At 61.2% G+C, this 23,432-nt stretch carries 20 protein-coding genes; 9 read left to right on the forward strand and 11 right to left on the reverse strand.

Annotation, left to right across the window (positions count from 1 at the left end):
- Positions 1-11 precede the first annotated feature (11 nt).
- From CAF90_RS05465 to CAF90_RS05485, 5 genes are all read right to left on the reverse strand, one after another.
- Entirely contained in the window at positions 12-1,328 is a 1,317-nt protein-coding gene (locus tag CAF90_RS05465; protein ID WP_085604594.1) for an FAD-binding oxidoreductase, read from the reverse strand.
- A gap of 117 nt (positions 1,329-1,445) precedes the next feature.
- Positions 1,446-2,504 carry a GlxA family transcriptional regulator gene (locus tag CAF90_RS05470; protein ID WP_085604597.1) on the reverse strand — a complete coding sequence of 353 codons (1,059 nt, stop codon included), beginning with the start codon at positions 2,502-2,504 and terminating at the stop codon, positions 1,446-1,448.
- Between the two features lie 42 nt (positions 2,505-2,546).
- On the reverse strand, positions 2,547-3,569 hold the full coding sequence (gene proX, locus CAF90_RS05475; RefSeq protein ID WP_085604599.1) for a glycine betaine/L-proline ABC transporter substrate-binding protein ProX: 1,023 nt from the start codon (positions 3,567-3,569) through the stop codon (positions 2,547-2,549).
- 42 nt (positions 3,570-3,611) lie between these two features.
- Positions 3,612-4,565, reverse strand: a complete 954-nt coding sequence (gene proW / locus CAF90_RS05480; protein WP_007955402.1) for a glycine betaine/L-proline ABC transporter permease ProW — start codon at positions 4,563-4,565, stop codon at positions 3,612-3,614.
- Between the two features lie 67 nt (positions 4,566-4,632).
- Positions 4,633-5,667, reverse strand: coding sequence for a glycine betaine/L-proline ABC transporter ATP-binding protein (locus CAF90_RS05485; protein WP_085604603.1), 1,035 nt, complete (start codon positions 5,665-5,667; stop codon positions 4,633-4,635).
- Between the two features lie 366 nt (positions 5,668-6,033).
- Here CAF90_RS05485 and CAF90_RS05490 point away from each other — a divergent pair, with 366 nt between their 5' ends.
- The 3 genes from CAF90_RS05490 (at position 6,034) to CAF90_RS05500 (ending at position 9,795) form a co-directional block, all read left to right on the forward strand.
- Positions 6,034-6,993 (forward strand): LysR family transcriptional regulator, encoded by a 960-nt coding sequence (locus tag CAF90_RS05490; RefSeq protein ID WP_085604606.1) that lies wholly within the window; start codon positions 6,034-6,036, stop codon positions 6,991-6,993.
- Between the two features lie 123 nt (positions 6,994-7,116).
- Positions 7,117-8,457 carry an MmgE/PrpD family protein gene (locus tag CAF90_RS05495; protein WP_007955406.1) on the forward strand — a complete coding sequence of 447 codons (1,341 nt, stop codon included), beginning with the start codon at positions 7,117-7,119 and terminating at the stop codon, positions 8,455-8,457.
- Positions 8,458-8,559: 102 nt separating this feature from the next.
- Positions 8,560-9,795 (forward strand): aromatic ring-hydroxylating dioxygenase subunit alpha, encoded by a 1,236-nt coding sequence (locus tag CAF90_RS05500; RefSeq protein WP_007955407.1) that lies wholly within the window; start codon positions 8,560-8,562, stop codon positions 9,793-9,795.
- A gap of 26 nt (positions 9,796-9,821) precedes the next feature.
- On the opposite strand, the gene yddG is transcribed toward CAF90_RS05500, so the two are convergent.
- On the reverse strand, positions 9,822-10,718 hold the full coding sequence (gene yddG / locus CAF90_RS05505; RefSeq protein ID WP_085604609.1) for an aromatic amino acid DMT transporter YddG: 897 nt from the start codon (positions 10,716-10,718) through the stop codon (positions 9,822-9,824).
- Between the two features lie 516 nt (positions 10,719-11,234).
- Here yddG and CAF90_RS05515 point away from each other — a divergent pair.
- Positions 11,235-12,545, forward strand: coding sequence for an MFS transporter (locus CAF90_RS05515; protein ID WP_085604615.1), 1,311 nt, complete (start codon positions 11,235-11,237; stop codon positions 12,543-12,545).
- A gap of 60 nt (positions 12,546-12,605) precedes the next feature.
- On the opposite strand, the gene CAF90_RS05520 is transcribed toward CAF90_RS05515, so the two are convergent.
- The 4 genes from CAF90_RS05520 to CAF90_RS05535 all read right to left on the reverse strand — a co-directional run bounded on the left by CAF90_RS05520 (position 12,606) and on the right by CAF90_RS05535 (position 16,464).
- Positions 12,606-14,594 (reverse strand): U32 family peptidase, encoded by a 1,989-nt coding sequence (locus CAF90_RS05520; protein ID WP_085605172.1) that lies wholly within the window; start codon positions 14,592-14,594, stop codon positions 12,606-12,608.
- A 228-nt stretch (positions 14,595-14,822) separates the two neighbouring features.
- A complete protein-coding gene (locus CAF90_RS05525) occupies positions 14,823-15,203 on the reverse strand; it encodes a RidA family protein (RefSeq protein WP_065261325.1) in 381 nt (126 codons plus the stop codon).
- A 101-nt stretch (positions 15,204-15,304) separates the two neighbouring features.
- Entirely contained in the window at positions 15,305-16,036 is a 732-nt protein-coding gene (locus tag CAF90_RS05530; protein WP_085604618.1) for a DUF72 domain-containing protein, read from the reverse strand.
- Positions 16,033-16,464 carry a DNA methylase gene (locus CAF90_RS05535; RefSeq protein WP_085604621.1) on the reverse strand — a complete coding sequence of 144 codons (432 nt, stop codon included), beginning with the start codon at positions 16,462-16,464 and terminating at the stop codon, positions 16,033-16,035. The genes CAF90_RS05530 and CAF90_RS05535 overlap by 4 nt, the downstream gene beginning before the upstream one ends.
- 452 nt (positions 16,465-16,916) lie before the next feature.
- Here CAF90_RS05535 and CAF90_RS05545 point away from each other — a divergent pair, with 452 nt between their 5' ends.
- From CAF90_RS05545 to CAF90_RS05555, 3 genes are all read left to right on the forward strand, one after another.
- On the forward strand, positions 16,917-17,300 hold the full coding sequence (locus CAF90_RS05545; RefSeq protein ID WP_085604627.1) for a DUF6124 family protein: 384 nt from the start codon (positions 16,917-16,919) through the stop codon (positions 17,298-17,300).
- A 230-nt stretch (positions 17,301-17,530) separates the two neighbouring features.
- Positions 17,531-19,213 (forward strand): MFS transporter, encoded by a 1,683-nt coding sequence (locus CAF90_RS05550; protein WP_085604630.1) that lies wholly within the window; start codon positions 17,531-17,533, stop codon positions 19,211-19,213.
- Between the two features lie 166 nt (positions 19,214-19,379).
- On the forward strand, positions 19,380-20,348 hold the full coding sequence (locus tag CAF90_RS05555; RefSeq protein WP_085604633.1) for an AraC family transcriptional regulator: 969 nt from the start codon (positions 19,380-19,382) through the stop codon (positions 20,346-20,348).
- Between the two features lie 29 nt (positions 20,349-20,377).
- Here CAF90_RS05555 and CAF90_RS05560 read toward each other — a convergent pair whose 3' ends face one another.
- Positions 20,378-22,285 (reverse strand): tyrosine-protein phosphatase, encoded by a 1,908-nt coding sequence (locus CAF90_RS05560; protein WP_085604636.1) that lies wholly within the window; start codon positions 22,283-22,285, stop codon positions 20,378-20,380.
- 215 nt (positions 22,286-22,500) lie between these two features.
- Between CAF90_RS05560 and CAF90_RS05565 the strand changes: the two genes are divergently transcribed.
- Together CAF90_RS05565 and CAF90_RS05570 are read left to right on the forward strand one after the other, a co-directional pair.
- The gene (locus CAF90_RS05565) at positions 22,501-22,770 is read left to right on the forward strand and encodes a DUF4880 domain-containing protein (protein WP_085604639.1); all 270 of its coding nucleotides are present in this window, start codon (positions 22,501-22,503) and stop codon (positions 22,768-22,770) included.
- A 163-nt stretch (positions 22,771-22,933) separates the two neighbouring features.
- Positions 22,934-23,425 (forward strand): PaaI family thioesterase, encoded by a 492-nt coding sequence (locus tag CAF90_RS05570; RefSeq protein ID WP_085604642.1) that lies wholly within the window; start codon positions 22,934-22,936, stop codon positions 23,423-23,425.
- Positions 23,426-23,432 lie beyond the last annotated feature (7 nt).

The raw sequence follows: 23,432 nt of genomic DNA on the forward strand, positions 1-23,432 counted from the left end.
GCGATGAGCGTTCAACTTTCGCGGCCGGCGCGGTATTGCCCCCACTTCAGGTTCATGTTCACGCCCAGCGACAGAAACGGTTCGGGCGGGTTGCCCGTCGGCCCCGGGGCCTGCAACAGAAAATCGATCAAGCCGTCGCGCTCCCCGGCCAGCCAGTCGGCCAGCAACTTGCCGGTGACCGTGCCACGGGTGACGCCCAGTCCATTGCAGCCCAGCGCGCCGTAAACGTTCGGCGCCAGTTCGCCGAAGAAGCCGTTGTGGTTCCTCGACATGGCCAGCGCCCCGCCCCAGGTGTATTCGAACTTCACCCCCGGCAGCATCGGGAAGCGCTGATCGAACGAGGCGCGGTGCCGGCGCACGAAGCGCTCGTTGTATTTGCTGTTGCTGCGGCCATCGGGGTTGAAGCTGAAACTGTTGCGGATCAGCAAACGGTTGTCGGGAGTGCGCCGCACCGTGGTGCCGAACGGGTCTGCCGGGATCGCGCCCCAGAACGGTTTGCCACCGAGACGCGCCTGCTCCTCTTCGGTCAGCGGGCGGGTGATGCTGGCGTAGGTGTAGATCGGCAACATGCGGCCCTGCAGAAAACCGAAGCGCATGCCGAACGAGTTGTTGGCCAGGATCAGTTTGTCGGCGGTGATGCTGCCGTGAGCGTGCTTGAGCAAAGTCTTGGCGCCGTACTCCACTTCGAGAATCGGCGTGCGCTCGTAGAGGGTCACGTTGGCCGGCAAACTGTCCGCCAGGCCCTTCACCAGCGCCGACGGCTGAACCAGCACCGCCCCGGGGGTGAACAACGCCTTGCGGTAGAAACGGGTGCCCAGATGCTCGGGCAATTCTTCGGCCTCGATCATCTGATACGGCTGACCGAGCTTGTCGAGACCCCGACGATAAGCTTCCAGCACCGCGATGCCGCGTTCTTCCACGGCTGCCTGATACTTGCCGCAGGCTTTCATCTGGCAATCGATGCCGAACTGATCGACCAGATTACGCAGGATCGACTGCCCCTCCAGGTTCAGCTTCAGACTGATCCGGGCCAGATCGATATCACCGATATAGTCCTCGGCCCCGATGTCGTGGGGCAGATCGATCGCGAAACCGGCATTGCGACCGGACGGCCCCAACCCCACTTCCTGCGCTTCGATCAGCACCACTTCATCGTCGGGGAAGTTCAGCGCGAGCTGGCGTGCCGCCGCCAGCCCGGTGAAGCCGGCACCCACGACGACCCAACGCGCCGAACGGTGGCCGCGATGGCCTGGCTCGGGACTGCGCGGCCGGCTCAGGTGGAACCAGCCACAGCTGTCATCATCGGCGGGCAGCGAACTGACTTTCATAGTGTTGAACCGTTTATTGTTGAAATGACAAATCGAACCCGACACGAAGCAAACGCGCGGAATCGCGTTGAATGAAAACAGCCATCAAAGTTGCGTTACTTGAATCTTTTCAATCGCTCAGAAGTTGGCGGCGAGCGCATATCGCCCGGCATCGGAATCGTTCGCGTAGTAGTAATCCCGGAAGGTCATGGGCGGCAGTCCGAACAGATCCTTGAAGCGTTTATAGAAGTGCGGATAGCTGACAAACCCGGTTGCCAACGCCACATCCGTCAATGAGCGATCACTTTGCACAATCAACTGCCGGGCCCGGGTCAGCCGCAACTCCAGGTAATAGCGGTTGGGAGCGGCATTCAGATATCGCGCGAATCGTCTTTCCAGTTGGCGACGGGAAACACCGACGTGACTGGCGATCTCGTCAATTTCCAGCGGCTCCTCGATGTGTTGTTCCATCAGCGAAAGCGCCATGTTCAACGGCTTTGGAATGGCCGCCGGCCGGACATCTTCGGTGCGCAGCGTTTCCCGGCTTTTCGGCTGGTGCACTCGTCTGATCTCACCCACCAATGACGCATCGCTGCGCGAACCCAGCTCCTGCATCAGCGCCAGCGTCATGTCCAGCGCCGAGCAGGCATTGGCGCACGTCCCGCGACGCTGGCCAAAGGCGAAGTCCCGAGTGCACGCCTTCAATTGCGGGAAATACTCGCCGATCAGTGCGCGACTATCGCCATGGCAGGCGAACTCCTGCCCCTCCAGCAATCCCGCATCCGCCAGGTAGAACGCAGCGTTCCAGCAACCCGCCACGACGCCTTTGGCGCAAGCCACTTTTTTCAGAACCCGACGCAACATCGGGCTGGACGACAGCCGGACCCGCTGACCACCCACAACGATCACCGCATCCTGATTGAACCCTTCCGCCGCCAGCCGTTGCGAGGAAATCGGCACGCCGACATCACTGTCGACCAGACCGCCTTGCAACGAATAAGTCGAAATCCTGTAAACCGTATCGCCGTTGATCAGGTTGCCGGTGGCCAGCGCGTCCATGGCTGTCGAAAGGGTCGTCAGCGAGAAGTGATCGAGCAGAATGAACGCCACCCGCACGACGCGTTCATGCCCGACCAGATCCGTGGTCTGGCGAAACCCGATGTTCTGCAGTTTCAATGTGCTTTGGAAAGTGTCCATGCTGCGCCACCCGATACCGTCACTTGACAAGGAACAACCCGCTTACTTGGCCGCCGCCCGCGCATCATTCAGCCAACCGTCATAACTTTGCTGGTGGGCCTTGATCCACTCGGCGGCGTGGCGCTTGATGTCGGCCAGGGACTTCTCGCCCTGCTGCATCTTCAGGTTCTGCGCGCTTTCGTCGGCGGTGCTGATGCTGACTTCGGAGAGGAACTTGCGGGCCACCGGGTTCTTCTCGGCGAACTCCTTGTTCATGACAACGTTGACCGTGTCCACCGGGAAGCCGAGGTTCTTGCCTTCGTAGAAGGTGTCCTTGCTTTCCTTGCCGTCAGGCAGATCGGTGTACGGCACCGGCAGCCAGACCACATCGCGCCCTTCGACCAGCACGCTGGAAATCCACTGCGGCACCCAGGTGAAGAACAGCACCGGTTTGCCTTGCTGGTAGCGGGCGATGGTGTCGGCCATGAGCGCGAAGTACGAACCGCGGTTGTCGACGACTGTCGGCTCCAGGCCGTAGGCCTTCATGTGGTGTTCGACCATGACTTCGCAGCCCCAGCCCGGGTTGCAACCGGTCAGGTCGGCCTTGCCGTCACCGTTGCTGTCGAACAGTTTGGCGATCTCCGGCTTCTTCAAATCCGACAGATCCTTGATGTGGTAAGCGTCTGCGGTTTTCTTGTCGATCAGGTAACCCTGCAGCACGCCCTTCATGATCTGCCCGACCTTGACCATCACATCATCGCCGCCAGCCTTTTCATAAAACGCTTCGTGCAGGTGCTCCCACTCATGCACGGTGAAATCCGCGTCGCCGTAGGACAGCGCCAGGAACATCGCCGGGTAATCCGTCTCTTTGGGCTGCTTGACGTCGTAGCCCAGTTCCTTGAGCCCGGCCACGACCACTTCACCGCGAAAGCGCTCTTCGGCGATGGTCGGGAAAATCGGCGTGATCGACACACCGGCGCCGGGCTTGTTCGCGTCCGCCGCGAACGCTGCCGAGCACAGGATCGTGCCCATGACTGAAGCCACCACACCCGCTACGACGCTTTTCTTGAGATTTGCCAGTTTCATGTTTCACCACGCTTTGGAGTTTTAATCGGTGAGCAGAAAGGTTCAGTTAATGACCGCACGAGCAACGTTCTTCTTTTTCTTCAACTTCATGACCAGGCCGACCGGCCCGCTCTCATACCAGCGCTGTCCGGTGGCCAGATCGCTGCTGCGTTCACCCATGGCCTGGGTCAGGCGATCGAGGAACACCGCCAGCAACACCAGCCCTGCTCCGCCGACACTGGCCAGGCCCATGTCGAGGCGACCGATGCCGCTGAGCACCATCAGCCCCAGCCCGCCGACTGAAATCATCGAGGCGACCACCACCATCGACAGCGACAGCATCAAGGTCTGGTTCAGCCCGGCCATCATGGTTGGTGCGGCCAGCGGTAATTGAACCTTCATCAGCATCTGCATCGGTGTGCAGCCAAAGGCCCGCGCCGCTTCGACTTTGTCCGCCGGCACCTGACGAATGCCGAGGTTGGTCAGCCGCACCAGCGGCGCAACGGAGAAGATGATCGTGACAATCACACCGGGCACGTTGCCGATGCCGAACAGCATCACCACCGGCACCAGGTAAACGAACGCCGGCAGGGTCTGCATGGCGTCGAGCACCGGGCGGATAACCATTTCCGTGCGGTCGCTGCGGGCACACAGAATGCCCAGCGGAATCCCGATCACCGCGCAGAACAACAGCGAGGTCAGCACCAGCGCCAGGGTGACCATCGCGTCGTTCCACACGCCGATCAGCCCGAGCCCGGTCAAGGTAGCCACGCTGAAGATCGCGATGCGTTTGCCGCCGATCTGCCAGCTGATCAGCCCGGCGATGATGATGAACACCGTCGGCGGCAGCGAGAGCAGCCCCCACTGGACGCCGTCGAGCACCTGATCGACCGGCCAGCGAATCGAGCGGAAGACATCCCGAAAGTTATGCACCAGGTATTTAAGGGCGGTTTCAACCCACGACCCCAGCGGAATATTCAAACTCTGGAAGGGATCCAGAAAGTTAAAATCGGACATAACGCTACCTCGCACTTGCGTACTGCGTGATCATTCTTGTTAAACAGACGTTCTGTTAAATAGACGCTCAGCTATTACCCAGGCAACTTAAAAGATGCCCTTGCGAGATCGACCCTTTATAAAGTCCAACTTCATCAACTACCGGCATTGGCGTAGATGAAGCCGCAACAAGATGAAAGATCTCGCGCAAGGAAGCGTCAGCCTTTATCGGAGTTTGGCGACCCGGTTCATAAACAATGTCCGAATCGGTTTGGGCGATATCGCCGGCGCGCAATATCCGGCTGGTGTCGAAACCGTTGAAAAAGTCCCGGACATATTTGTTCACCGGGTTGCACAGCAGCTCACGGGGCGTGCCGATCTGCACCACGCGCCCGCCTTCCATGATCGCGATGCGGTGACCGATGCGAACGGCTTCTTCAATGTCGTGGGAGATGAAAATGATGGTGCGATCCTGCTCGGCCTGAAGCTTGATCAGTTCGCCCTGCATTTCGCTGCGAATCATCGGATCAAGCGCGGAGAACGCTTCGTCCATCAGCAGGATGGCCGGGTCGTTGGCCAGCGCCCGGGCCAGGCCGACCCGCTGTTGCATGCCGCCAGAGAGCTGATGAGGAAAGCACATTTCCTGCCCGGAAAGCCCGACTTGCTCAAGGGCGCCCATGGCCCGGCAGTAGCGTTCCTTTTCGCTGACGCCGCTGATTTCCAGGCCGAAGCTGACGTTGTCGATGACGCTCATGTGTGGCATCAGGGCAAACGACTGGAACACCATGCCCATGTCTTTGCGGCGCACCTGCAACAGGTCCTTGTCGCCCAGGCCGGTGATTTCCCGGCCATTGAGAAAGATGCTGCCGGAGGTCGGTTCGATCAGGCGATTGAACAGTCGGACCATGGTCGATTTGCCGGAACCGGACAAACCCATGATGACAAAGATCTCGCCGCGTTTGACCGAGAAGTTGGCATCGAATACACCGATGGCCTGGCCGGTCTTTTTGAAAACTTCCGCTTTCGATGCGCCTTCTTCGATCAACTTCATGGCCAGTGCTGGCTGAGTACCGAAGACTTTATAAACATTCTTTACGCAAATTATTTCGTCGGAGCGAGTCATACCTTGCCTCCATCGCGTAGTGCATATTCGGGTTCAAACAATATGCAATCGAGCGAAACTGGTTTTGAGCGGCAGCGGTAATAGTTATATGTCGTCACGACGGGTTTCCTTTTATTATTTTTGGGACCCCAGGAACGAGGGACGTTTCAAATTTATTAGCATCCCCCTGCTTAATCCAACGACATTTACAGGGACATGTTGATAACGTCGGGTTATCGATTCCGCCGCTCTCCCCCGTTTGAAGCAGGCATCGCCTGCCAGCGACCGCGACTATCCTTGCTGCGACGCCGGCGTATCCCTGCGCGCAGGCTTGGGCTACCCTCGTCGCGCTTCGCCCGGGAGCCGTATCGTGAGGAGGCCGTACAGATGACCAAGCATGTCGACCCAGACACCATCTTGCTGAAGATGCCGTCCTTGAGGGCCGTAAAGGCATTTGTCGCGGCCGCGAAGTACCAGAGCTTCACCCGTGCCGCCGAAGCATTGTGCGTTTCCCAGGCCGCGATCAGCCGGCAGATCCGCGAGCTGGAAAGCTACCTCGGGGCGCAGTTGTTCACCCGCGTCGGGCGCGCTGTCGAGCTCACGTCGGCGGGCGCGCTGTTCTTCGATGCCGCGCAGCTGTCGTTCGTCAACATCGCTCAGGCCGCCGAGCGCATTCGCAGCAGTCAGTCGGTCAAGAAGGTGCTGACCATCTGTTGCTCCCCGGCGTTCTCTGCGCTGTGGCTGTCGAATCACCTGCCCGAGTTTTTCGCCCAGAGCGAAGGCATCGAGCTGAACCTGATCACCACCCAGAACTTCCTGACCATGGAACCGGGCGTGCAGCCCGACGTGTTCATCACCAAGATTTCGCGCATCCGCGAAGGCTATCGCAGCTACCCGCTGTGCCATGACCTGATCTACCCGGTGTGCACGCCGCAGTATCTGGAGCAGCACCCGGAAATCGCCACCATCGAAGGCGTGCGCGATTCCGCCCTGCTCAACCTCAGCCCTTACGGTCGCTCGCAAGTCGCCGAGCATGTCGACTGGGGCGTGTGGCTGGCGTTTCAGTCCATCGACATCGACGACCGCCCGGCGACCAGTCCGCAGATTTTCAACGCCAACGACTACAACCTGCTGATCAGCATGGTGTTGACCCATCAGGGCATCGCGCTGGGCTGGAATCATCTGGTCGCACCGCTGGTGCAACAGGGATTGCTGGTGCGTCCGATCGAGCAGGAAGTCCAGCTACGCAACAGCTGGCACTACCTGAGCTGCCGCGAAAACGCCGACAACGAAGACGCGCTACGACGGTTTCGCGAATGGATCCTGTCGAAGTTTCCCCGCCGCTAGCCATCGATTTGGTTATCAATTGCCCGACGAAAATGTCGTTGGAGCCGCACATCCTTCCTGACTCATTGTGGAGCGGCGCCGGCCGGGATCTGGCCGGTTCCCCTCACAGGAAGGAATTGTTGAATGTCACTCTACGAATTCTGCCGCGACTTTGACTTCATCCAGGCCCCGGCCAAGACCCGGGAGATTTTGCAAAACAGCCTGCTGGATATCGTCGGCGTCATGGCCGGTGCTGCGTCCAATGACACCAGTGTGGCGCTGCGCCGTTTTGCTGTTTCGCACTATCCCACCGGCGAATACGGCAGTCGTCTGCTATTCGACGGTCAGCGTGTAAGCCTGTTGGGCGCGGGTTGGGCTGGCGGCTTTTCTGCCGACAGCCTCGATGCCCACGAAGGGCACTTCCGATCCAAGGGGCACGCCGGCGCGACCGTGGTGCCGGCCCTGCTCGCCCTCGCCGATGCGCTGCATCACCAAGGCAAGGAAGTCAGCGGACATGAGCTGTTGAGCGCGTTGTGCATCGGTTATGAAACCGGACTGCGTGCCGGAACCGCCCTGATGGCGACCTCCCCGACCTACCATGCTTCCGGCGGTTTTTCGGCGATTGGCGTGGTCTGCGCCGGCGCCCGGCTGCTGGGTTTTGACGAACCGACCTTTCGCCATGCGCTCGGCATCGCCGAATACTTCAGCGCCCGTTGCCCGATGATGCGCCTGATCGCGTTTCCGACCATGTTGCGCGACGCCCACGGCAGCGGCGCCTTTGTCGGTTTGAATGCGCTGCTGATGGCAAAGGAAGGCGTAACCGGCGCGCCAGCGGAAACCGTCGAGGACGCCTCGGTCGCCGAGCACTGGCTCGACCTCGGTCAGCGCTGGGAAATCGACAGCCAGTATTTCAAACCCTGGCCGGTGTGCCGCTGGGCGCAACCGGCGCTGACCGCGATGCTGCAACTGCAACAGGATCATCCTGCGCTCAACGCTGAGGTGATCGAGACCATCCGCGTCGAGACCTTCTACGAATCGATGTGCCTGCAAGGTCACACCCCGGCGGATGCCGATCAGGCGCAATACGCCCTGGCCTTTCCGCTGGCGGCGCTGATCGTCAGGGGCAAACTCGGACCGGACGAAGTCACCGGCGAATCGATCCACGCGGCCGACATCCGAGCCTTGAGCGCACGCATCGAGATCGTCGAAGCCGCCGATATTTCCGCGCGATTCCCCAATGAAATCCTTTCGCGCGTCACCGTCACCCTGAAAAACGGCAACGTGCTTGTCAGCCCGATCACCGCCGCACGCGGCGATCCCGAAACGGCCCTGAGCCGCGAAGAACTGGAGCAGAAATTCGACCTGTTCGCCTCAAGCCTCGGCAGCGAACGCAGCCTCGCGGTGAAACAGGCGATTCGCAATCTGGACCAGTCTGCGTCGGCCATCGCCACGCTTGAGCCGATCTTCGAACGCCCTCACCCATAACCGCAACGCATCGATTGCCCGCAGGAAATGTCGTTTGTGACGGCTTTCCCGGCACAGATAGGCTGGACCTGTTCCGGCCCTACGCGCATGACGAGGAAAACAATGAACAATAAAGACACCGTGTTTGACCTGATCGCCCAGCGCAAACCCTGGCACTCGCTGCCGGGCGTCCTCTACAAGGATGAAAACGTCTATCGCCAGGATCTCGAGCAGATCTGGCACAAGGACTGGATTTTCGCCGGGCACACCTTCGAAATTTCCAAACCCGGCCAGTACTTCACCCTGCAGATCGGTGATTACCCGGTCGCCGTGGTGCGCGGCAAGGATGGCGAGGTCCGGGCATTTCACAACGCCTGCCGCCATCGCGGCGCGAAGATCTGCGAACACGAGCACGGCAAGGTCGCGAAGATGGTCTGCCCCTATCACAAGTGGACCTACGAGCTGGACGGCAACCTGCTGTACGCCGGCAACATGGGCCAGGATTTCGACAAGGCCCAGTACAACCTGAAGTCCGTGCATTGCGAGATCGTGCACAGCTACATCTATGTCTGCGTCGCCACCAAGGCGCCGGACTTCGAAGGCTTTCGCAAGGCCGTCAGCCCGTTCATCGCTCCGCACTATCTGGACAACTGCAAAGTGGCGTTCGAATCGACCATCATCGAGCAAGGCAACTGGAAGCTGGTGTTCGAGAACAACCGCGAGTGCTACCACTGCGACGGCTCCCACCCGGAACTGCTGAAATCCTTCGTCGACAACCTGTCGGTGGGCGGCCTCAGCGGCGAAGACGACCCACAGTTGTCGGCCTACTGGAACACCTGCGAGCAGGCCGGTTTGCCGAGCCGTCTTGTGATGGACATCAATGGTCAGTACCGCATGACCCGCATACCGCTGTCGTCCGGGGCGGTCAGCTACACCATGGACGGCAAGCCTGCGGTGAATGGGCGGCTGGACAAAACCGCCGAGCCGGACATCGGCGCCCTGCTGTACTTCCACTACCCGTCCACCTGGAACCACTTCCTCGGCGACCATGCCCTGAGCTTCCGGGTTCTGCCGATCAGCGCCACGCAAACCATGGTCACCACCAAATGGCTGGTGCCCGACACAGCAGTGGAAGGCGTGGACTACGACCTCGAACGCCTGACCAAAGTCTGGATCGCCACCAACGATCAGGACCGCACGCTGGTCGAAGGCACCCAGCGTGGCGTGACGTCCCCGTCCTATGAACCGGGGCCGTACTCGGAAACGGCGGAAACCGGCGTCTGCCAGTTCGATGACTGGTATTGCGCCACGATGATGGACCGGCTCAAGGGGCCGATTCCGTTGAAGTCCGTGGGCTGACGGGCATGCGCGGCAACGCCGGTTTTTCAGGAGAACTGACGTCGCCGCGTCGCTTGCCAGCAGATCAGCGAACCCACGGTCACCAGCACCGCGCCCTGCCAGAACTGCATCTGCAAACTGCCCCCCAGCCACAGCGCGGCGAACGCCGAGGACAGCACCGGCGCGCCGTAGGACGCGGTCGCCAGCAAAGTCAGGTTGCCGCGCAGGATGCCGATATTCCACAGCGCATAACCGCCGGCCATGGCGATGCCGGTGGCGATCAGTTCGAGGGAGTTGCCCAGCGTGAATGCGGAAATCCGTTCACTGCTGAAGCCCCACTTCACCCACAGCACAATGGCCGTCAGCACGAAAAACAGCATCACCAGACTCTGCCCGTTGGCATAGCGGCGCGTGACGTTGCAGTACAGCGCAAACGTGATCGCACAGGCCAGCGCCAGGCTGTAACTCAGCGGGTTGGAATTGACGTTGGCGATGATCCCCGGCAGCGACAGGCCCTGACCGCTGACCACCCAGAGGATGCCGAACAGCGCGAGCGCACTGCCGGGGACGATGAACCAGCGGGTTTTCTGCCCGTTCATGAAGATCGCCAGCACCACCGTCAGGCACGGCCACAGGTAATTGACCACGCCCAGTTCGATCGCCTGTTGCCGGTCACTGGCAAACCCAAGCGCCAGGGAAAGGCACACCTCATACGCAACGAACAACCCACTGCCGAGCAGGAGATAGAGTGTTGACGTGGAACGAAGACGCGGTCGCCCGAGAAACATCACCAGCAGGATCGCCCCCAGGGTGTAGATCATCGCCGCTCCGCCGAGCGGGCCGAAATGTTCACTGACGCCCCTGATCAACCCGGCAGCGGTGCTCCACAACACAATCGCCAACAGCCCGCACGCCGTGGCAGCGCGCTCGCCTCTTATCTGCATCATTGCCTCTGGATCAACATCGCGATTCGACCGCACAGGCTAACGAGGGAAACCGGATCGATACAGCAACTTTTCTTCCGGGCAATGAATGCGCTGGGGTTATCGATCCTGTCTTTATCGATCGTTCCCACGCTCTGCGTGGGAATGCAGCCCGGGACGCTCCGCGTCCCTTCCAACGGCGGACGCGGAGCGTCCATGGAGGCATTCCCACGCGGAGCGTGGGAACGATCGGCGTGATCAGTGCTGAAACGGACGAGCCTGCGTCCCAACGTCGCAGGCCCGGCACCTTGGCAAACGCCACACAAGGCTTAAAATCGCGCCTCCTCTTGCAGTCGCCCGACCGGCGCCTGCCCGCAGCCATGACAACCCTCAGGTTTGAACAGCCGGCCACTTTCACGAAGTGCGCCAGGCTCAATCGTCCTGCCCGTTCGGCGGTCGTTTGTCTTCAACACACTTCGGCTTGGCACTCGCATGCGCAGAGGCGCACGTTCCGCTGTTCGATCACTTGAGGTTTTTATGACACCGCGTTTGCTGGCCATGGCGCTGGCGCCCCTGCTCGGGCTATTCATTGTTGCCCTGGGCAACGGCTTTCTGTCTTCTTTGACCACCCTGCGCCTGGGCGCGGCCGGCGAATCGGCGACGATGATCGGCATCGTGTCCTCGGCCTATTTCATCGGCCTGACCCTGGGCGCGATCTTCAACGACCGGCTGATCCTGCGCATCGGCCACATCCGCGCCTACAGCAGCTTCGCCTCGCTGATCGCCGCGACCATCCTGCTGCAAGGGCTGTTTTATGACACCTGGGGCTGGGTCGTGCTGCGCCTGATCAACGGCTGGGCCACGGTCGGTGTGTTTCTGGTGATCGAGAGCTGGCTGCTGCTGGCCGGTGACGCGAAGATTCGCGGCCGTCTGCTGGCGCTGTACATGATCGTCCTCTACGGCGCCGGCGTGCTGGGTCAGGCATTTTTGGGAAAAATCACCGGGCTGGGCGACACCGCGCCGTTCATGGTCGCCGGCATGCTCGCGACCTTGTCGGTGCTGCCGATCGTGATCCTGCCGCGCGTTTCGCCGTTGCTGGAACAGGTCGAACCGCTCAAGCCACGAGCGCTGCTGGGCGTATCGCCTACCGGTCTGGTCGGCTGCTTCGGCTCCGGCGTGACCATCGCCGCCATCTACACCCTGCTGCCGCTATACCTGCAACGCATCGGCCTGAACGTCGGCGAAGTCGGCAGCATGATGGCCTGGACGATCCTCGGCGCGATGCTGCTGCAATATCCGGTCGGGCGTTGGTCCGATCGCAAGGATCGCCTGCAAGTGCTGACCGTTCTCTGCGCCGCGTGCACCGTGCTGTCGCTGGTGATCGTGCTGGTGCCGCTGTCCTCGGCCATGCTTGCGGCGATGCTGTTCCTGTTGGGTGGCGGCGTGTTCGCGTTGTATCCGGTTGCCGTCAGCCACGCCGCTGACCGTGCGCCGGTCGAAACCCTGGTGCCAATGATTCAGGGAATGTTGCTGATCAACTCGCTGGGCTCGGCGATGAGCCCGCTGCTGATCTCGCCGGCGATGAATGCCCATGGCGAAACCGGCCTGTTCTGGGCCTTCGCGCTGGTCAACCTGGCCATGGTGACGTTCTTCTTCTGGCGTCGCGGCAAGCGTCCGGTGCCGGCCAATCCGGCGCCGTTTGCGGCGGCAGCTACGTTCTCGCCAACTGGCGCCGAGCTGCGGGTGACCGAGGATCTGCGTCAGGCAGCGCAGGAGCATCCGCCGATGGTTGATGCGTTGAGTGGCGAAGCGGCGCCGCCAACGGGATCCCGCTACGAAGCCAGTTGAGTTTCTGGCAGGCATAAAAAAACCGGTGACTTTCGTCACCGGTTTTTTATTGCCTGCTAATCAGTGTGGAGCCCGAGGAATGGTCTTCATCAGATCCTCAGGGCTGATATGCCCCACCACACTGCCCGGCTGCGGCAGATTCAGGATGTGGCCCTTCATCTTGCCGATCACGTGCATCTCGCACGGTTTGCAGTCGAACTTCAGGGTCAGCACTTCGTCGCCGTGAATCAGCTGCATCGGCGCGACTTTGGTTTTCACACCGGTCACGCCTTTGGCCTGTTTCGGGCACAGGTTGAAGGAGAACCGCAGGCAGTGCTTGGTGATCATCACCGGCACTTCGCCCGCCTCTTCGTGGGCCTCGTACGCCGCGTCGATCAGCTTCACGCCGTGACGGTGGTAGAAGTCGCGGGCCTTCTGGTTGTAGACGTTGGCCAGGAACGACAGATGCGCCTCCGGGTACACCGGCGGTGGCGTGGTCTCGGCCTTGCGCGAACCGCGCGGGTGGGCGGCAACGCGGGCGGCGGTCAGCGCTTCGATCACTTCACGGCGCAACGACTTGAGCTGCGAGTTCGGGATGAAGAACGCTTGCGGCGCATCCAGCTTGATCGAGGTCGCGTGGTACTCGGTGGTGCCGAGTTGGCCGAGCAGGTCGTGCAAGGTGTCCAGCGCCTGTTCCGGTTTGTTGGCGACGCCGAACGGGCCTTCCAGCGCAACGCTGGCGCTGATGCCCTCTTCGCTGGTCACGATCAGTTCCAGACGCTCTTCACGCAGCTTCGCCAACCAGCTCACGCCGATACGACGCTCGGCAGAGGTCTTGAGCAAGGCCTGCTGCCAGTTGTGGTCGAGGTTGCGGTTCAGTGGGTGGTTCGGGCGCAGCTTGTACAGGCCTTCCGGCATTTCGTTCGGCTCGACGCGGTAGCGGTAGCGCTTCTCGCCTTCTTCCTCGAACTCGCCCTTGGCTTCGGCGATGTTGGCGCGGAACCCCACCACTTCGCGCTTGACCAGCACGTTGAGGCCGTCGCCGTTCGACAGCGGCTCGTGGGTGATGACCTGCATGTCACGCTTGCCGACTTTCTCGACCGTGCCCACCGCCAGACCGGTGAAGGTCGGCGAATCGAACGCGCCGATGTCGATCTTGCGCTCGCTGACGAAGTAGTCGGTGCTGCCACGGTGGAAGGTCTTTTCCGGGTCCGGCATGAAGAAATGCGCGGTGCGGCCGCTGGAAGCGCGGGCCAGGTCCGGACGGTCGTTGAGCACGTCGTCCAGGCGCTGGCGGTAATAGGCGGTGATGTTCTTCACATAGCCCATGTCCTTGTAGCGACCTTCGATCTTGAACGAACGCACACCGGCCTCGACCAGCGCGCGGATGTTGGCGCTCTGGTTGTTGTCCTTCATCGACAGCAGGTGTTTTTCGTAGGCGATCACGCCACCCTTTTCGTCTTTCAGGGTGTACGGCAGACGGCAGGCCTGGGAGCAGTCGCCCCGGTTGGCACTGCGCCCGGTCTGCGCGTGGGAAATGTTGCACTGACCGGAGAACGCCACGCACAACGCGCCATGGATGAAGAACTCGATGGCGGCATCGGTTTCATCGGCAATCGCGCGGATTTCCTTGAGGTTCAGTTCACGGGCCAGTACCAGTTGCGAGAAACCGGCCTGATCGAGGAACTTCGCCCGCTCAAGGGTGCGGATGTCGGTCTGGGTGCTGGCGTGCAGCTCGATGGGTGGAATGTCCAGCTCCATCACGCCCAGGTCCTGGACGATCAGCGCATCAACGCCGGCGTCGTACAACTGATGGATCAGCTTGCGCGCCGGCTCCAGTTCGTTGTCGTGCAGGATGGTGTTGATGGTGGTGAAGATGCGCGCGTGGTAGCGACGGGCAAATTCCACCAGTTCGGCGATTTCGCTCACCTCGTTGCACGCGTTATGGCGCGCACCGAAGCTCGGGCCGCCGATGTACACCGCGTCGGCGCCATGCAGGATGGCCTCGCGGGCGATGGCCACGTCACGGGCGGGGCTGAGCAGTTCCAGGTGATGTTTGGGCAAGGACATATGTTTTTTAGTCAGGCTGTCACGGTCGAGGCGCGCATTGTAGCCGCGAAACGCGTGGGCGGCACGCCTGTGCTGCCGGGTGGCTGTTTTCAACCCGCCCGTTCGCAGATCGTTCCCACGCTCCGCGTGGGAATGCAGCCCGGGACGCTCCGCGTCCCTTCCACGGCAGGACGCAGAGCGTCCATGGAGGCATTCCCACGCGGAGCGTGGGAACGATCATTACGCGGGTCAGGCCTTGGCGGCCATCGCAGTCACTTCCACTTTCATCCCTTCCACCGCAAGCGCCGCCACACCCACCGCTGCGCGCACCGGCCAAGGCTTGGCGAAGAAGCGCTTGTACACCTCGTTGAACGCAGCACGATCAGCCATGTCGGTCAGGTAAATGGTCAGGTGCAGCACGCGGTCCATCGAACTGCCGGCCTTTTCAAGCGCCACTTTCAGCGCCTGCAACGTGCATTCGCTCTGCGCGGTGACGTCGCCCAGTTCCAGGCTGCCGTCGGCACGGGTCGGAATCTGGGTCGACATCAGGATGCCGTTGAATTCGGTCACGTCCGAAGAGATCGAGTCTGCATCCGGATCCGGGGTGTAGGTGATGTCTTGGTTGGCCATGGGAAAGTCCTTCGCTGGCAGTGAGGACGGCGCCATCGCGCGCCGTTTCGGGCGGCCAGTTTACAGACACGCTCGCTGGTTGGAAGACCAGACATCGAGTGTCAGCTGTGCGCCAGTATCCGCCGCAGTTCCAGCGCATTGCCGATTGCCGCGCCGCTGGCGGTGTTGTCGAAGATGCACCAGGTGTCGACGCCATCGACAGCCGCCACCCGTAAATCGCCGGCGAGCCTTTCCAGATACGCCCAGTCATAGGAGCTGTAATAAATGCGCGGCGAACCGTGTAGCCGCCAATAACGCACGCTGGGCCAGCCGCGCGGAGCCGCATCGGTGCTGATTCGCGAAGGATCGACCACCGCTTGCGCGATGCGATACGCCATCAACAACAGTTCGGCGGCGGCCCAGGACTCGTGACGCGGCTCAACCACCAGAGCCCCGGAATAACGTTGGCGCAATGCGACGAAAAAGGCCTCTGCAAGTGCTTCGTCGAACGCCAGCGACGGCGGCAACTGCAGCAGCAGACAACCCAGGCGATCGCTCAGCCCTGAGCACTGTTCAAGAAATGCATCGAGCTCATGTTCGCAGTCCCGCAGGCGCCGCTCATGGCTGATCGACTTGGGCACTTTCACGCAAAAGCGAAATCCGTCCGGCACCGACTCGGCCCATCGGGCGTAGGTTTGGGGTTTGTGCGGACGGTAGAAGGAACTGTTGATTTCAACGCCATTGAATTGTGCGGCATAGCGTTGCAGGTGGGTGCCCTGCTCCGGGAATGACGGCCAGTATTCGCGGGGCAGGCTCCAACCGGCGCAACCGATGAAGATCGTCGGCGCACTCAAAACAGCACCTTGCCCGCTTCGCGCATAAAGATTTCCACGGTTTTCGGGCCGATGCCGTCGAAGGCTTGCAAACGCTTTTCGAAGTCCTGGCGGTTGGCGCTCGCCTCGACCATGTTCATTACCCGCCCGGCGTACTCGTCATTCAGTTTGACAGCCAGAGCGAGCAGTCGCTCGGCGGTGGTTTCGTCGTAACGCACGTAATGCGCTTGGCCGAGCATCCGCACCAGTTCACGGTGAGTGCAATGGCCGAGTTTGCGCGGTGTATCGCGTTGGTGTTGGTCGACTATTACTCGGTAGGCTTCGGCGGCAATCTCGGCCTGGATTCGTTTGCCCATCAGGAAACTGGCGAGTAGCCATTTGAACAGGGCTGATTCGCTCAACGGGTGGAGGGTGATATGCAAGTCTTCGGCGCTGATGGTTTTGGTCATGCAGCTTTTGAGCGAGCGTCGGCGTGATGAGTGCGAGGCTGGCGACGAATGGCCCGGAGGTGTGAAGCGTCAGGCGTCTCCTCGTTGGGTGAGGATCGATAAACAGGCTTGGATCGCTCTGTTTAAAGACATGTCGGAATGCTTCCAGATGCCTACAAATCCTTGCGCCAGAGCCTACCGCTACGCCAGAATCCGCCGGCTTGTGCGCCTTGGGGTCGGCCGGTAACTTGGATCGGGTCACTGATTTCCAGTGATCGGGTTTAGCAGCCCGTGGTCAACCTAAGGTCGTACGTGCACTATCAATCAGGTTCCATGCCTGCACTTGATGGCGGCTGTACGCAGGGCGCTTCGGCGCGCCGGCTTCCTTAGGTTCCCCGGTCTGCTAACCTGCGTCCAGCTGCCACCCTTCTTTTAGCAGAGAAGCGGTTTCAGCATCATTTCGGAACCTGAAAATGATCAAACCGACTCCAAACCCTCCGGTCACCGAACCGGCCAGCATCACCGACCCAACTTCCCCCTACGAATGCCCTGACTCCAAGAGATTCAACGAAGCCGCCAACCGCGCCCTCGACTACCACCTCGGCCCAATATCAGCCCACATGATGGCCGCTCCCTACTACCCCAACCGCCTCTACCAGGCCAACCCGGCCAGCAACACCGAATCCCTGCTCGCCGACGCCGTCGAAACCCTGGGCTCGGCCAACGTCATGCTCAACAACTTCGTCGACCTCCTCGAAGGCCCCCACCGCAAGACCGCACAGGGCATCGCGCAGATCGTGATGCTGGCGGAACTGGCGGTGAATCAGGTACTGGATAACGTCGTGCCGACGGAATAAAACCCTAGGCGGCAGGTCTCTCCTGCCGCCTCTGCATCAGTCGATCAATCCCCGCCACTGGATATCCCCCCAATCCCAATTATGCTCAATGAAACCCCGCCCTCCCGCGCGGGGCGGTGATTCTGTGCACGCTCCACGAAACACCTGATACGGCATCCGCCACAGGCCTCGGGTACGCGACGTTGATGAAGTGCTCTGGCCTACAAAAACAAGCACGACGGAGAACACCCATGGCAGTACTCGACAGCATGTCCACCGGCAGCGCGCCGCCCACCAACCACAGCATCAGCCGCGAGGAGCGCAAGGTGATTTTTGCGTCGTCCCTCGGCACGGTGTTCGAGTGGTATGACTTTTACCTATACGGCTCACTCGCCGCGATCATCGCCAAGCACTTCTTTGCCGGGGTGAACGAGACCACGGCGTTCATTTTCGCCCTGCTCGCCTTCGCCGCAGGCTTCGCGGTGCGGCCGTTCGGGGCGATTGTGTTCGGGCGGTTGGGCGACATGATCGGGCGCAAGCACACCTTTCTGATCACGATTGTGATCATGGGTGTGTCGACGGCAATTGTGGGATTCCTGCCCGGTTACGCGACCATCGGAGTGGCGGCGCCGATCATTCTGATTACCCTGCGGCTGCTGCAAGGTCTGGCGCTGGGCGGTGAGTACGGCGGCGCGGCGACTTATGTGGCCGAGCATGCGCCGAAGGGCAAACGCGGGTTCTTCACTTCGTGGATTCAGACCACCGCGACGCTGGGGCTGTTTCTGTCGCTGCTGGTGATTCTGGCCTGCCGCACGGCACTGGGCACCGAGGCGTTCGAGGCCTGGGGCTGGCGGATTCCGTTCCTGTTGTCGATCCTGCTGCTGGCGGTGTCGGTGTACATCCGCCTGCAACTGAGCGAGTCGCCGGTGTTCATGAAGATGAAGGCCGAAGGCAAGGCGTCGAAAGCGCCGCTGACCGAATCCTTCGCCCGTTGGGACAACCTGAAAATCGTGATCATGGCCCTGCTCGGCGGCACCGCCGGCCAGGCGGTGGTCTGGTACACCGGGCAGTTCTACGCGCTGTTTTTCCTGCTGCAAACACTGAAGATCGACCCGCAGACCGCCAACCTGCTGATCGCCGGTTCGCTGCTGATCGGTACGCCGTTCTTCGTGATTTTCGGCAGTCTGTCCGACCGCATCGGGCGCAAGGGCATCATCATGGCCGGCTGCATTCTGGCGGCGGTGACCTACTTCCCGATCTTCCACGCGCTGACCCAATACGGTAACCCAGACGTGTTCATCGCCCAGGAGAAAAACCCGGTCAAGGTGATCGCCAACCCCGACCAGTGCTCGTTCCAGTTCGATCCGGTGGGCAAGGCCAAATTCACCAGTTCCTGCGACCTGGCGAAAACCATCCTGGCCAAACGGGCGATCCCGTACGAAAACGTGGTGGCGGAACCGGGCACCGTGGCCCAGGTGCGCATCGGCGACAAGGTCATCGAAAGCTTCGAAGGCACGCCCCTTCCGGCCGCTGACTTCAAGACCCGCAACGACGCCTTCACCGCCAGCCTCACGACCGCGCTGAAAGAAGCCGGTTACCCGGAAAAAGCCGACCCGGCCAAGACCAATTACCCGATGGTCTTGCTGCTACTGACCATCCTCGTGATCTACGTGACCATGGTCTACGGCCCGATTGCCGCATGGCTGGTCGAGCTGTTCCCGGCGCGCATCCGCTACACCTCGATGTCGCTGCCGTACCACATCGGCAACGGCTGGTTCGGCGGGTTCCTGCCGACCGTGGCGTTCGCGATGGTCGCGGCGACCGGGGATATCTACTACGGCTTGTGGTACCCGATTGTCATCGCGGTGATGACGGCGATTCTCGGGATCTTCTTCATGCCTGAAACCAAGGATCGGGACATCCATCACACCTGAGGATTGAGCGTCGCCCGCTTCTGCAAGGAAGCGGGCGGCGCACGCCTCACCTCGTTTCTGAAGGCACACTGGCAAGCCACGTAATCCGTTTGTGTCATGTCGCTGTCATTCTGGGTTGCTAACGTCCTCGCGCCTCTTTGCCCAGACTGCCAAGGTGACCTTCCCGGTGTACTCCAGCCCGACGCGCCAGACCATCATCCTCAGATCCGCCGACATGTCCTGCGACGACTTCGGCGCGTTGTTTTCCCGCATGTTCGGCAATCGTTATGGCGACACACCGCCACCGCCCAAGGACATCATCATCGGCGGCGTCTACGGGCGGCACGATGGGGTGAGTTTCCGGCGCATGCATTACCGGGGTGATTTCACGGTGGCGTTTCCCGAGCCGTTCGACGAAATCACCTTCGTCATTCCCACCGCCGGCAAGATCGTTTTCAACCATGAATCCGTGGGGCTGAGCGATGTGGGGCTGGCCATCGACAAGGCGGATCTGCGTTCGATGCGTTTCGTTGACAATCATGCCCAGCACGGCATGTCGATCAGCCGCGCGGCGCTCACCGAACGGCTATCGTCGCTGTTGGGCCGACCAATCGTGCACAAGCTGCATTTCGAGCCGAGGGTGGATCTGAACAGCCCGGCGTTTCAGGGCATTCGCGCGCTGATCGATCTGGCCACCGGCACCGAGTTCGATCTGTTGTTGAACGCCGGTTCGCTGATGCCGTCACGCCTGCGGGAGATGCTGGTGGACGCGGTGCTGGAAGCCTGGCCGCACAACTTCAGCGAGGCCTTGCGCCGCCCCGAAGCGCAGATCGCACCGCGGCATGTGAAGCAGGCCATCGAATACATTCAGGCGCATCCCGAGCAGATGGTCAGCGGGACGGATCTGGCGGGTTTGGTGAACGTCAGCCTGCGGGCCTTGCAGGAAGGCTTCCGGCGGTTCGTCGGCACCTCGATTGTCGCGTACCAGCGCCAGGTCAGACTGGAGCGCGCCTGTGATGCATTGAAGCAAGGCCCATCGTCTTCGGTAACCAACGTGGCCCTGCAATTCGGGTTCAGCAATGTCGGCAGGTTCTGCCAGTACTTTCAGGATGCCTACGGCGTAAGCCCTGCAGAAATGCGAAAAGGACTGCGCTGAGGCAGTCCTTTTTCTTCACTTTCAGTTGATCAGAACTGATAACTGGCCTTGAGCCCGCCACTGAAACCGTGGCTGTCGCCGCCACCGCTGGCACCGACTTCGGCGCCCAGGCTAAGCGCACCGAGGCTGGCCATCAGGTTGACGCCGCCGCTGAACTGATCGCGGTTGTCGAACGCCGCGCGTTGTTCGATATCCAGCCCCAGCAGGTGCCCTTCGCTGTCGACCTGATGATCGCCCAGCACATGCTCATAACCGACCCGCACGCCCGGCACCAGTTGCCACGCGCCCATCGGCATCGGGGCGAACGAGACGTCGAGATTGGCCACCGCGCTGCGGCGGGTTTCTTGAATGTCATCGACATTAAGGGCCAATTCGCTGCCCTTCTCCTGGAATCCCGACAGGTCCAGACGGCTGACACGCACGCCAAGGCTCGGCTCCAGAACCACATCGTTCATCGGCATGCGATAACCGAGTGCCAATGTGGCACCACTGAGATTGCCATGAGTGTCGCCCTTCGCCGAGCCGAGGCCGCCGCCGAGGTCGCGTTTGCTGTCGTAGTCAACGTAACCGGCGCTGAGGTTGGCATCGACAAACAGGCCACGTTCCAGGCTGGTGAAGCCATAACGTGCACCCAGATTGAGGAAGGTGAAGTCGGTATCAGCCTCGCCGCCCGCCCCGCCGACAGTACCTTTGCTGTAACCGATCCCGCCGCGAGCGCTGAGTTGTTCGGAGAAACGCTGGGTGACCCCAACCATCAGGCCCTGGCTGTGTTCGTTGCTGCTTTGCGCATGGGCCGAGCCGTCGGTGCCGAGGTAACCGGCGAGCGCGGTGCTCCACAACCGGTACTGGCCGACCTTGAGGTCAGAGCCGCTGACGAATGGCGCGGCGGCCTGCTCGATCATCGCGTTCTGACGCAGCAGATAACTGGCCGCGTCCGCATGCACCTGACCGCCGACCGTGGACTCGACACCGCCCAAAGTGCCGGCGTCGATGGCCGATTGCAGGTAGTAGTTGTAGGCGCTGTAAGTGCCCGAGAGTTTGCTGTTCTGCAACTCCTGCAACAGTTGCGCGCCAGCGGCGGCGTTGCCGATCAGCCCTGCCTGACCGGGCAGGCTGTTGTACTCGACCATTTTGCCGCGCAGCACATAGATGGTTTCCTGGGACAGACCCAGCCCCTGCTTGAGGTAGTTGTCCATGCTGCCGTATTGCGCGGTCACCTGATCCAGGCCCGCTTGCAGGTAACTGGCTTCGACGCCCAGCAGCGGCGCGTAGATCGCCGCCATGCTCGGCGGCATCATCGCCAGGGTCTTGGCTACGCGGTCGGCGGTGTAGTCGTTGGTCGCCAGGTAGTTGCTCATGATCGTCGCGTTGTCGACCCCGGCGATGCTTTGCAGCACAGCGGCGGTCCAGCCCGTGCGGTCCTTGCCGGCGGTGCAATGGAACAGCGCGGCGCCGTCGACACCGGCCAGTTCGTTGAACAGCACACCTAACTGGCCGCGCATGCCGGCGTCGCTGACAAAGGCGCGGTTGGTCTCCTGCATCATCGCAGTCGCATCGGCCGCGCTTTTGAACGAGACCGTGGTGATGTTCGCGCCCGACGTGGTGGCGCCGATGATGTCGATGTTCTGGTAGGTCGCCCCGCTGATCATCGTGTCCGGCGTGCCGGCGATTTCGCTGGGGGTGCGCAGGTCGTATACGGCCTTGATCCCCAGACCGTTGAGGGTCGCCAGGTCCGACGCTGTCGGCGTCAGGGCATTGGAGCGGTAAAACACACCGGCGCGCATTGTGCCGTCATGGGTCGTGGAGTAAGCGGTGGTGATACCGGCAATATCGCGGAAGTTGTCGATGCCTTTCAGGCGCGGGGTATCAAGGTCGGCCGCGTGGGCGGCGATGGACAGACTCAATACGGACAGCGAACACAGAAGACGTGGAAACACGATGCAGCCTCATTGGGAACCGGTTGGGCTGCCCACTATCTACAATGAAATGTGACTGAATATGGCAATTCTTCGAAAAACGTAAATGGCGGCGCGATCTGTCCGGCACACGCGCGTTCTGTCCGTGGTTGCCGACTAAATCCGTTCCGTGCTTTGACGTTTTTTTTGCAAGCACCCACGTAAACTGCAGTCTTCGCCCCTTCTGGAACCCGTCAATGAACGACGCAGATGATGAAATCCTGACGCAAGCGGCGCACTGGTGCCTGCGCCTGCAAGACGAAACCTGCACGCCCGACGAACGCCAGGCATTCCAGCAGTGGATTCAGATCGACCCGCGCCACGCCTTCGAATACGCCAAGATGCTCGAGGTCTGGGAACTGAGCGATCAACTGCCGGACGAGCGCGACAAGTCGAAAAAACGCAAAGCCACGACGCTGCCCTGCAGCTTCGAAGAGTTTCAACGCAACCTGGCGCAGCGCACCTAGTGCGCCGCGATACGCTGGGGTTGTTGATCTGACGTAAAGCTACGCCCCCCCAGCTCGCCCAGTCCCGCACCGCCTGAGCGAACAATCGCATTGATCGAGCTGCGTCCTTTATTCAGGGTTAGAATCCGCCCGGTTCGGCTAACAGTTTAAGGATGATCCCGGCATGTCCCACGACACCTCCCTGCAAGACACCGCCGCCCCCGAGGGCGTCTGCTTTGGCTGCGGCAGCAGCAACCCGCACGGTTTGCACATCAAGAGTTTCTGGCACGAGGACGGCGTGCACGTCATGGCCGAGCACGTGCCAGAAGCCAAATACTGCGGCTGGCCGGAGCTGGTCTACGGCGGTTTGATCGCGATGCTGGTGGACTGCCATTCCAATTGGACCGCAATGGCCTACCACTACCGCGCGGAAAATCGCGAAGCCGAAAGCCTGCCGCGCATCAACTGCGTCACCGGCAACCTCGGCATCAAGTTCATCAAGCCGACGCCAATGGGCGTGCCGCTGACGCTGAAGGCCAGAGTCGACGGTGAGGTCGGGCGCAAGACCCGGGTGATCTGCGAGGTCTACGCCGGGGATGTGCTGACGGCGGTGGGCGATTCGGTATTTGTGCGAGTGGATACCGAGCAGCTGGCAGCGGCGGCGCACGGTCGCTGAAATCCGT

It is taken from the genome of Pseudomonas sp. B37(2017) (assembly GCF_002112885.1).
GTDB classification, from domain to species: domain Bacteria; phylum Pseudomonadota; class Gammaproteobacteria; order Pseudomonadales; family Pseudomonadaceae; genus Aquipseudomonas; species Aquipseudomonas paraglycinae.

Excerpts from the sequence above, each read along its gene's own strand:
- CAF90_RS05465 (WP_085604594.1), bottom strand. The coding sequence starts at position 1,328 with ATGAAAGTCAGTTCGCTGCCCGCCGATGATGACAGCTGTGGCTGGTTC.
- CAF90_RS05470 (WP_085604597.1), bottom strand. The coding sequence starts at position 2,504 with ATGGACACTTTCCAAAGCACATTGAAACTGCAGAACATCGGGTTTCGC.
- proX (WP_085604599.1), bottom strand. The coding sequence starts at position 3,569 with ATGAAACTGGCAAATCTCAAGAAAAGCGTCGTAGCGGGTGTGGTGGCT.
- proW (WP_007955402.1), bottom strand. The coding sequence starts at position 4,565 with ATGTCCGATTTTAACTTTCTGGATCCCTTCCAGAGTTTGAATATTCCG.
- CAF90_RS05485 (WP_085604603.1), bottom strand. The coding sequence starts at position 5,667 with ATGACTCGCTCCGACGAAATAATTTGCGTAAAGAATGTTTATAAAGTC.
- CAF90_RS05490 (WP_085604606.1), top strand. The coding sequence starts at position 6,034 with ATGACCAAGCATGTCGACCCAGACACCATCTTGCTGAAGATGCCGTCC.
- CAF90_RS05495 (WP_007955406.1), top strand. The coding sequence starts at position 7,117 with ATGTCACTCTACGAATTCTGCCGCGACTTTGACTTCATCCAGGCCCCG.
- CAF90_RS05500 (WP_007955407.1), top strand. The coding sequence starts at position 8,560 with ATGAACAATAAAGACACCGTGTTTGACCTGATCGCCCAGCGCAAACCC.
- yddG (WP_085604609.1), bottom strand. The coding sequence starts at position 10,718 with ATGCAGATAAGAGGCGAGCGCGCTGCCACGGCGTGCGGGCTGTTGGCG.
- CAF90_RS05515 (WP_085604615.1), top strand. The coding sequence starts at position 11,235 with ATGACACCGCGTTTGCTGGCCATGGCGCTGGCGCCCCTGCTCGGGCTA.
- CAF90_RS05520 (WP_085605172.1), bottom strand. The coding sequence starts at position 14,594 with ATGTCCTTGCCCAAACATCACCTGGAACTGCTCAGCCCCGCCCGTGAC.
- CAF90_RS05525 (WP_065261325.1), bottom strand. The coding sequence starts at position 15,203 with ATGGCCAACCAAGACATCACCTACACCCCGGATCCGGATGCAGACTCG.
- CAF90_RS05535 (WP_085604621.1), bottom strand. The coding sequence starts at position 16,464 with ATGACCAAAACCATCAGCGCCGAAGACTTGCATATCACCCTCCACCCG.
- CAF90_RS05545 (WP_085604627.1), top strand. The coding sequence starts at position 16,917 with ATGATCAAACCGACTCCAAACCCTCCGGTCACCGAACCGGCCAGCATC.
- CAF90_RS05550 (WP_085604630.1), top strand. The coding sequence starts at position 17,531 with ATGGCAGTACTCGACAGCATGTCCACCGGCAGCGCGCCGCCCACCAAC.
- CAF90_RS05565 (WP_085604639.1), top strand. The coding sequence starts at position 22,501 with ATGAACGACGCAGATGATGAAATCCTGACGCAAGCGGCGCACTGGTGC.
- CAF90_RS05570 (WP_085604642.1), top strand. The coding sequence starts at position 22,934 with ATGTCCCACGACACCTCCCTGCAAGACACCGCCGCCCCCGAGGGCGTC.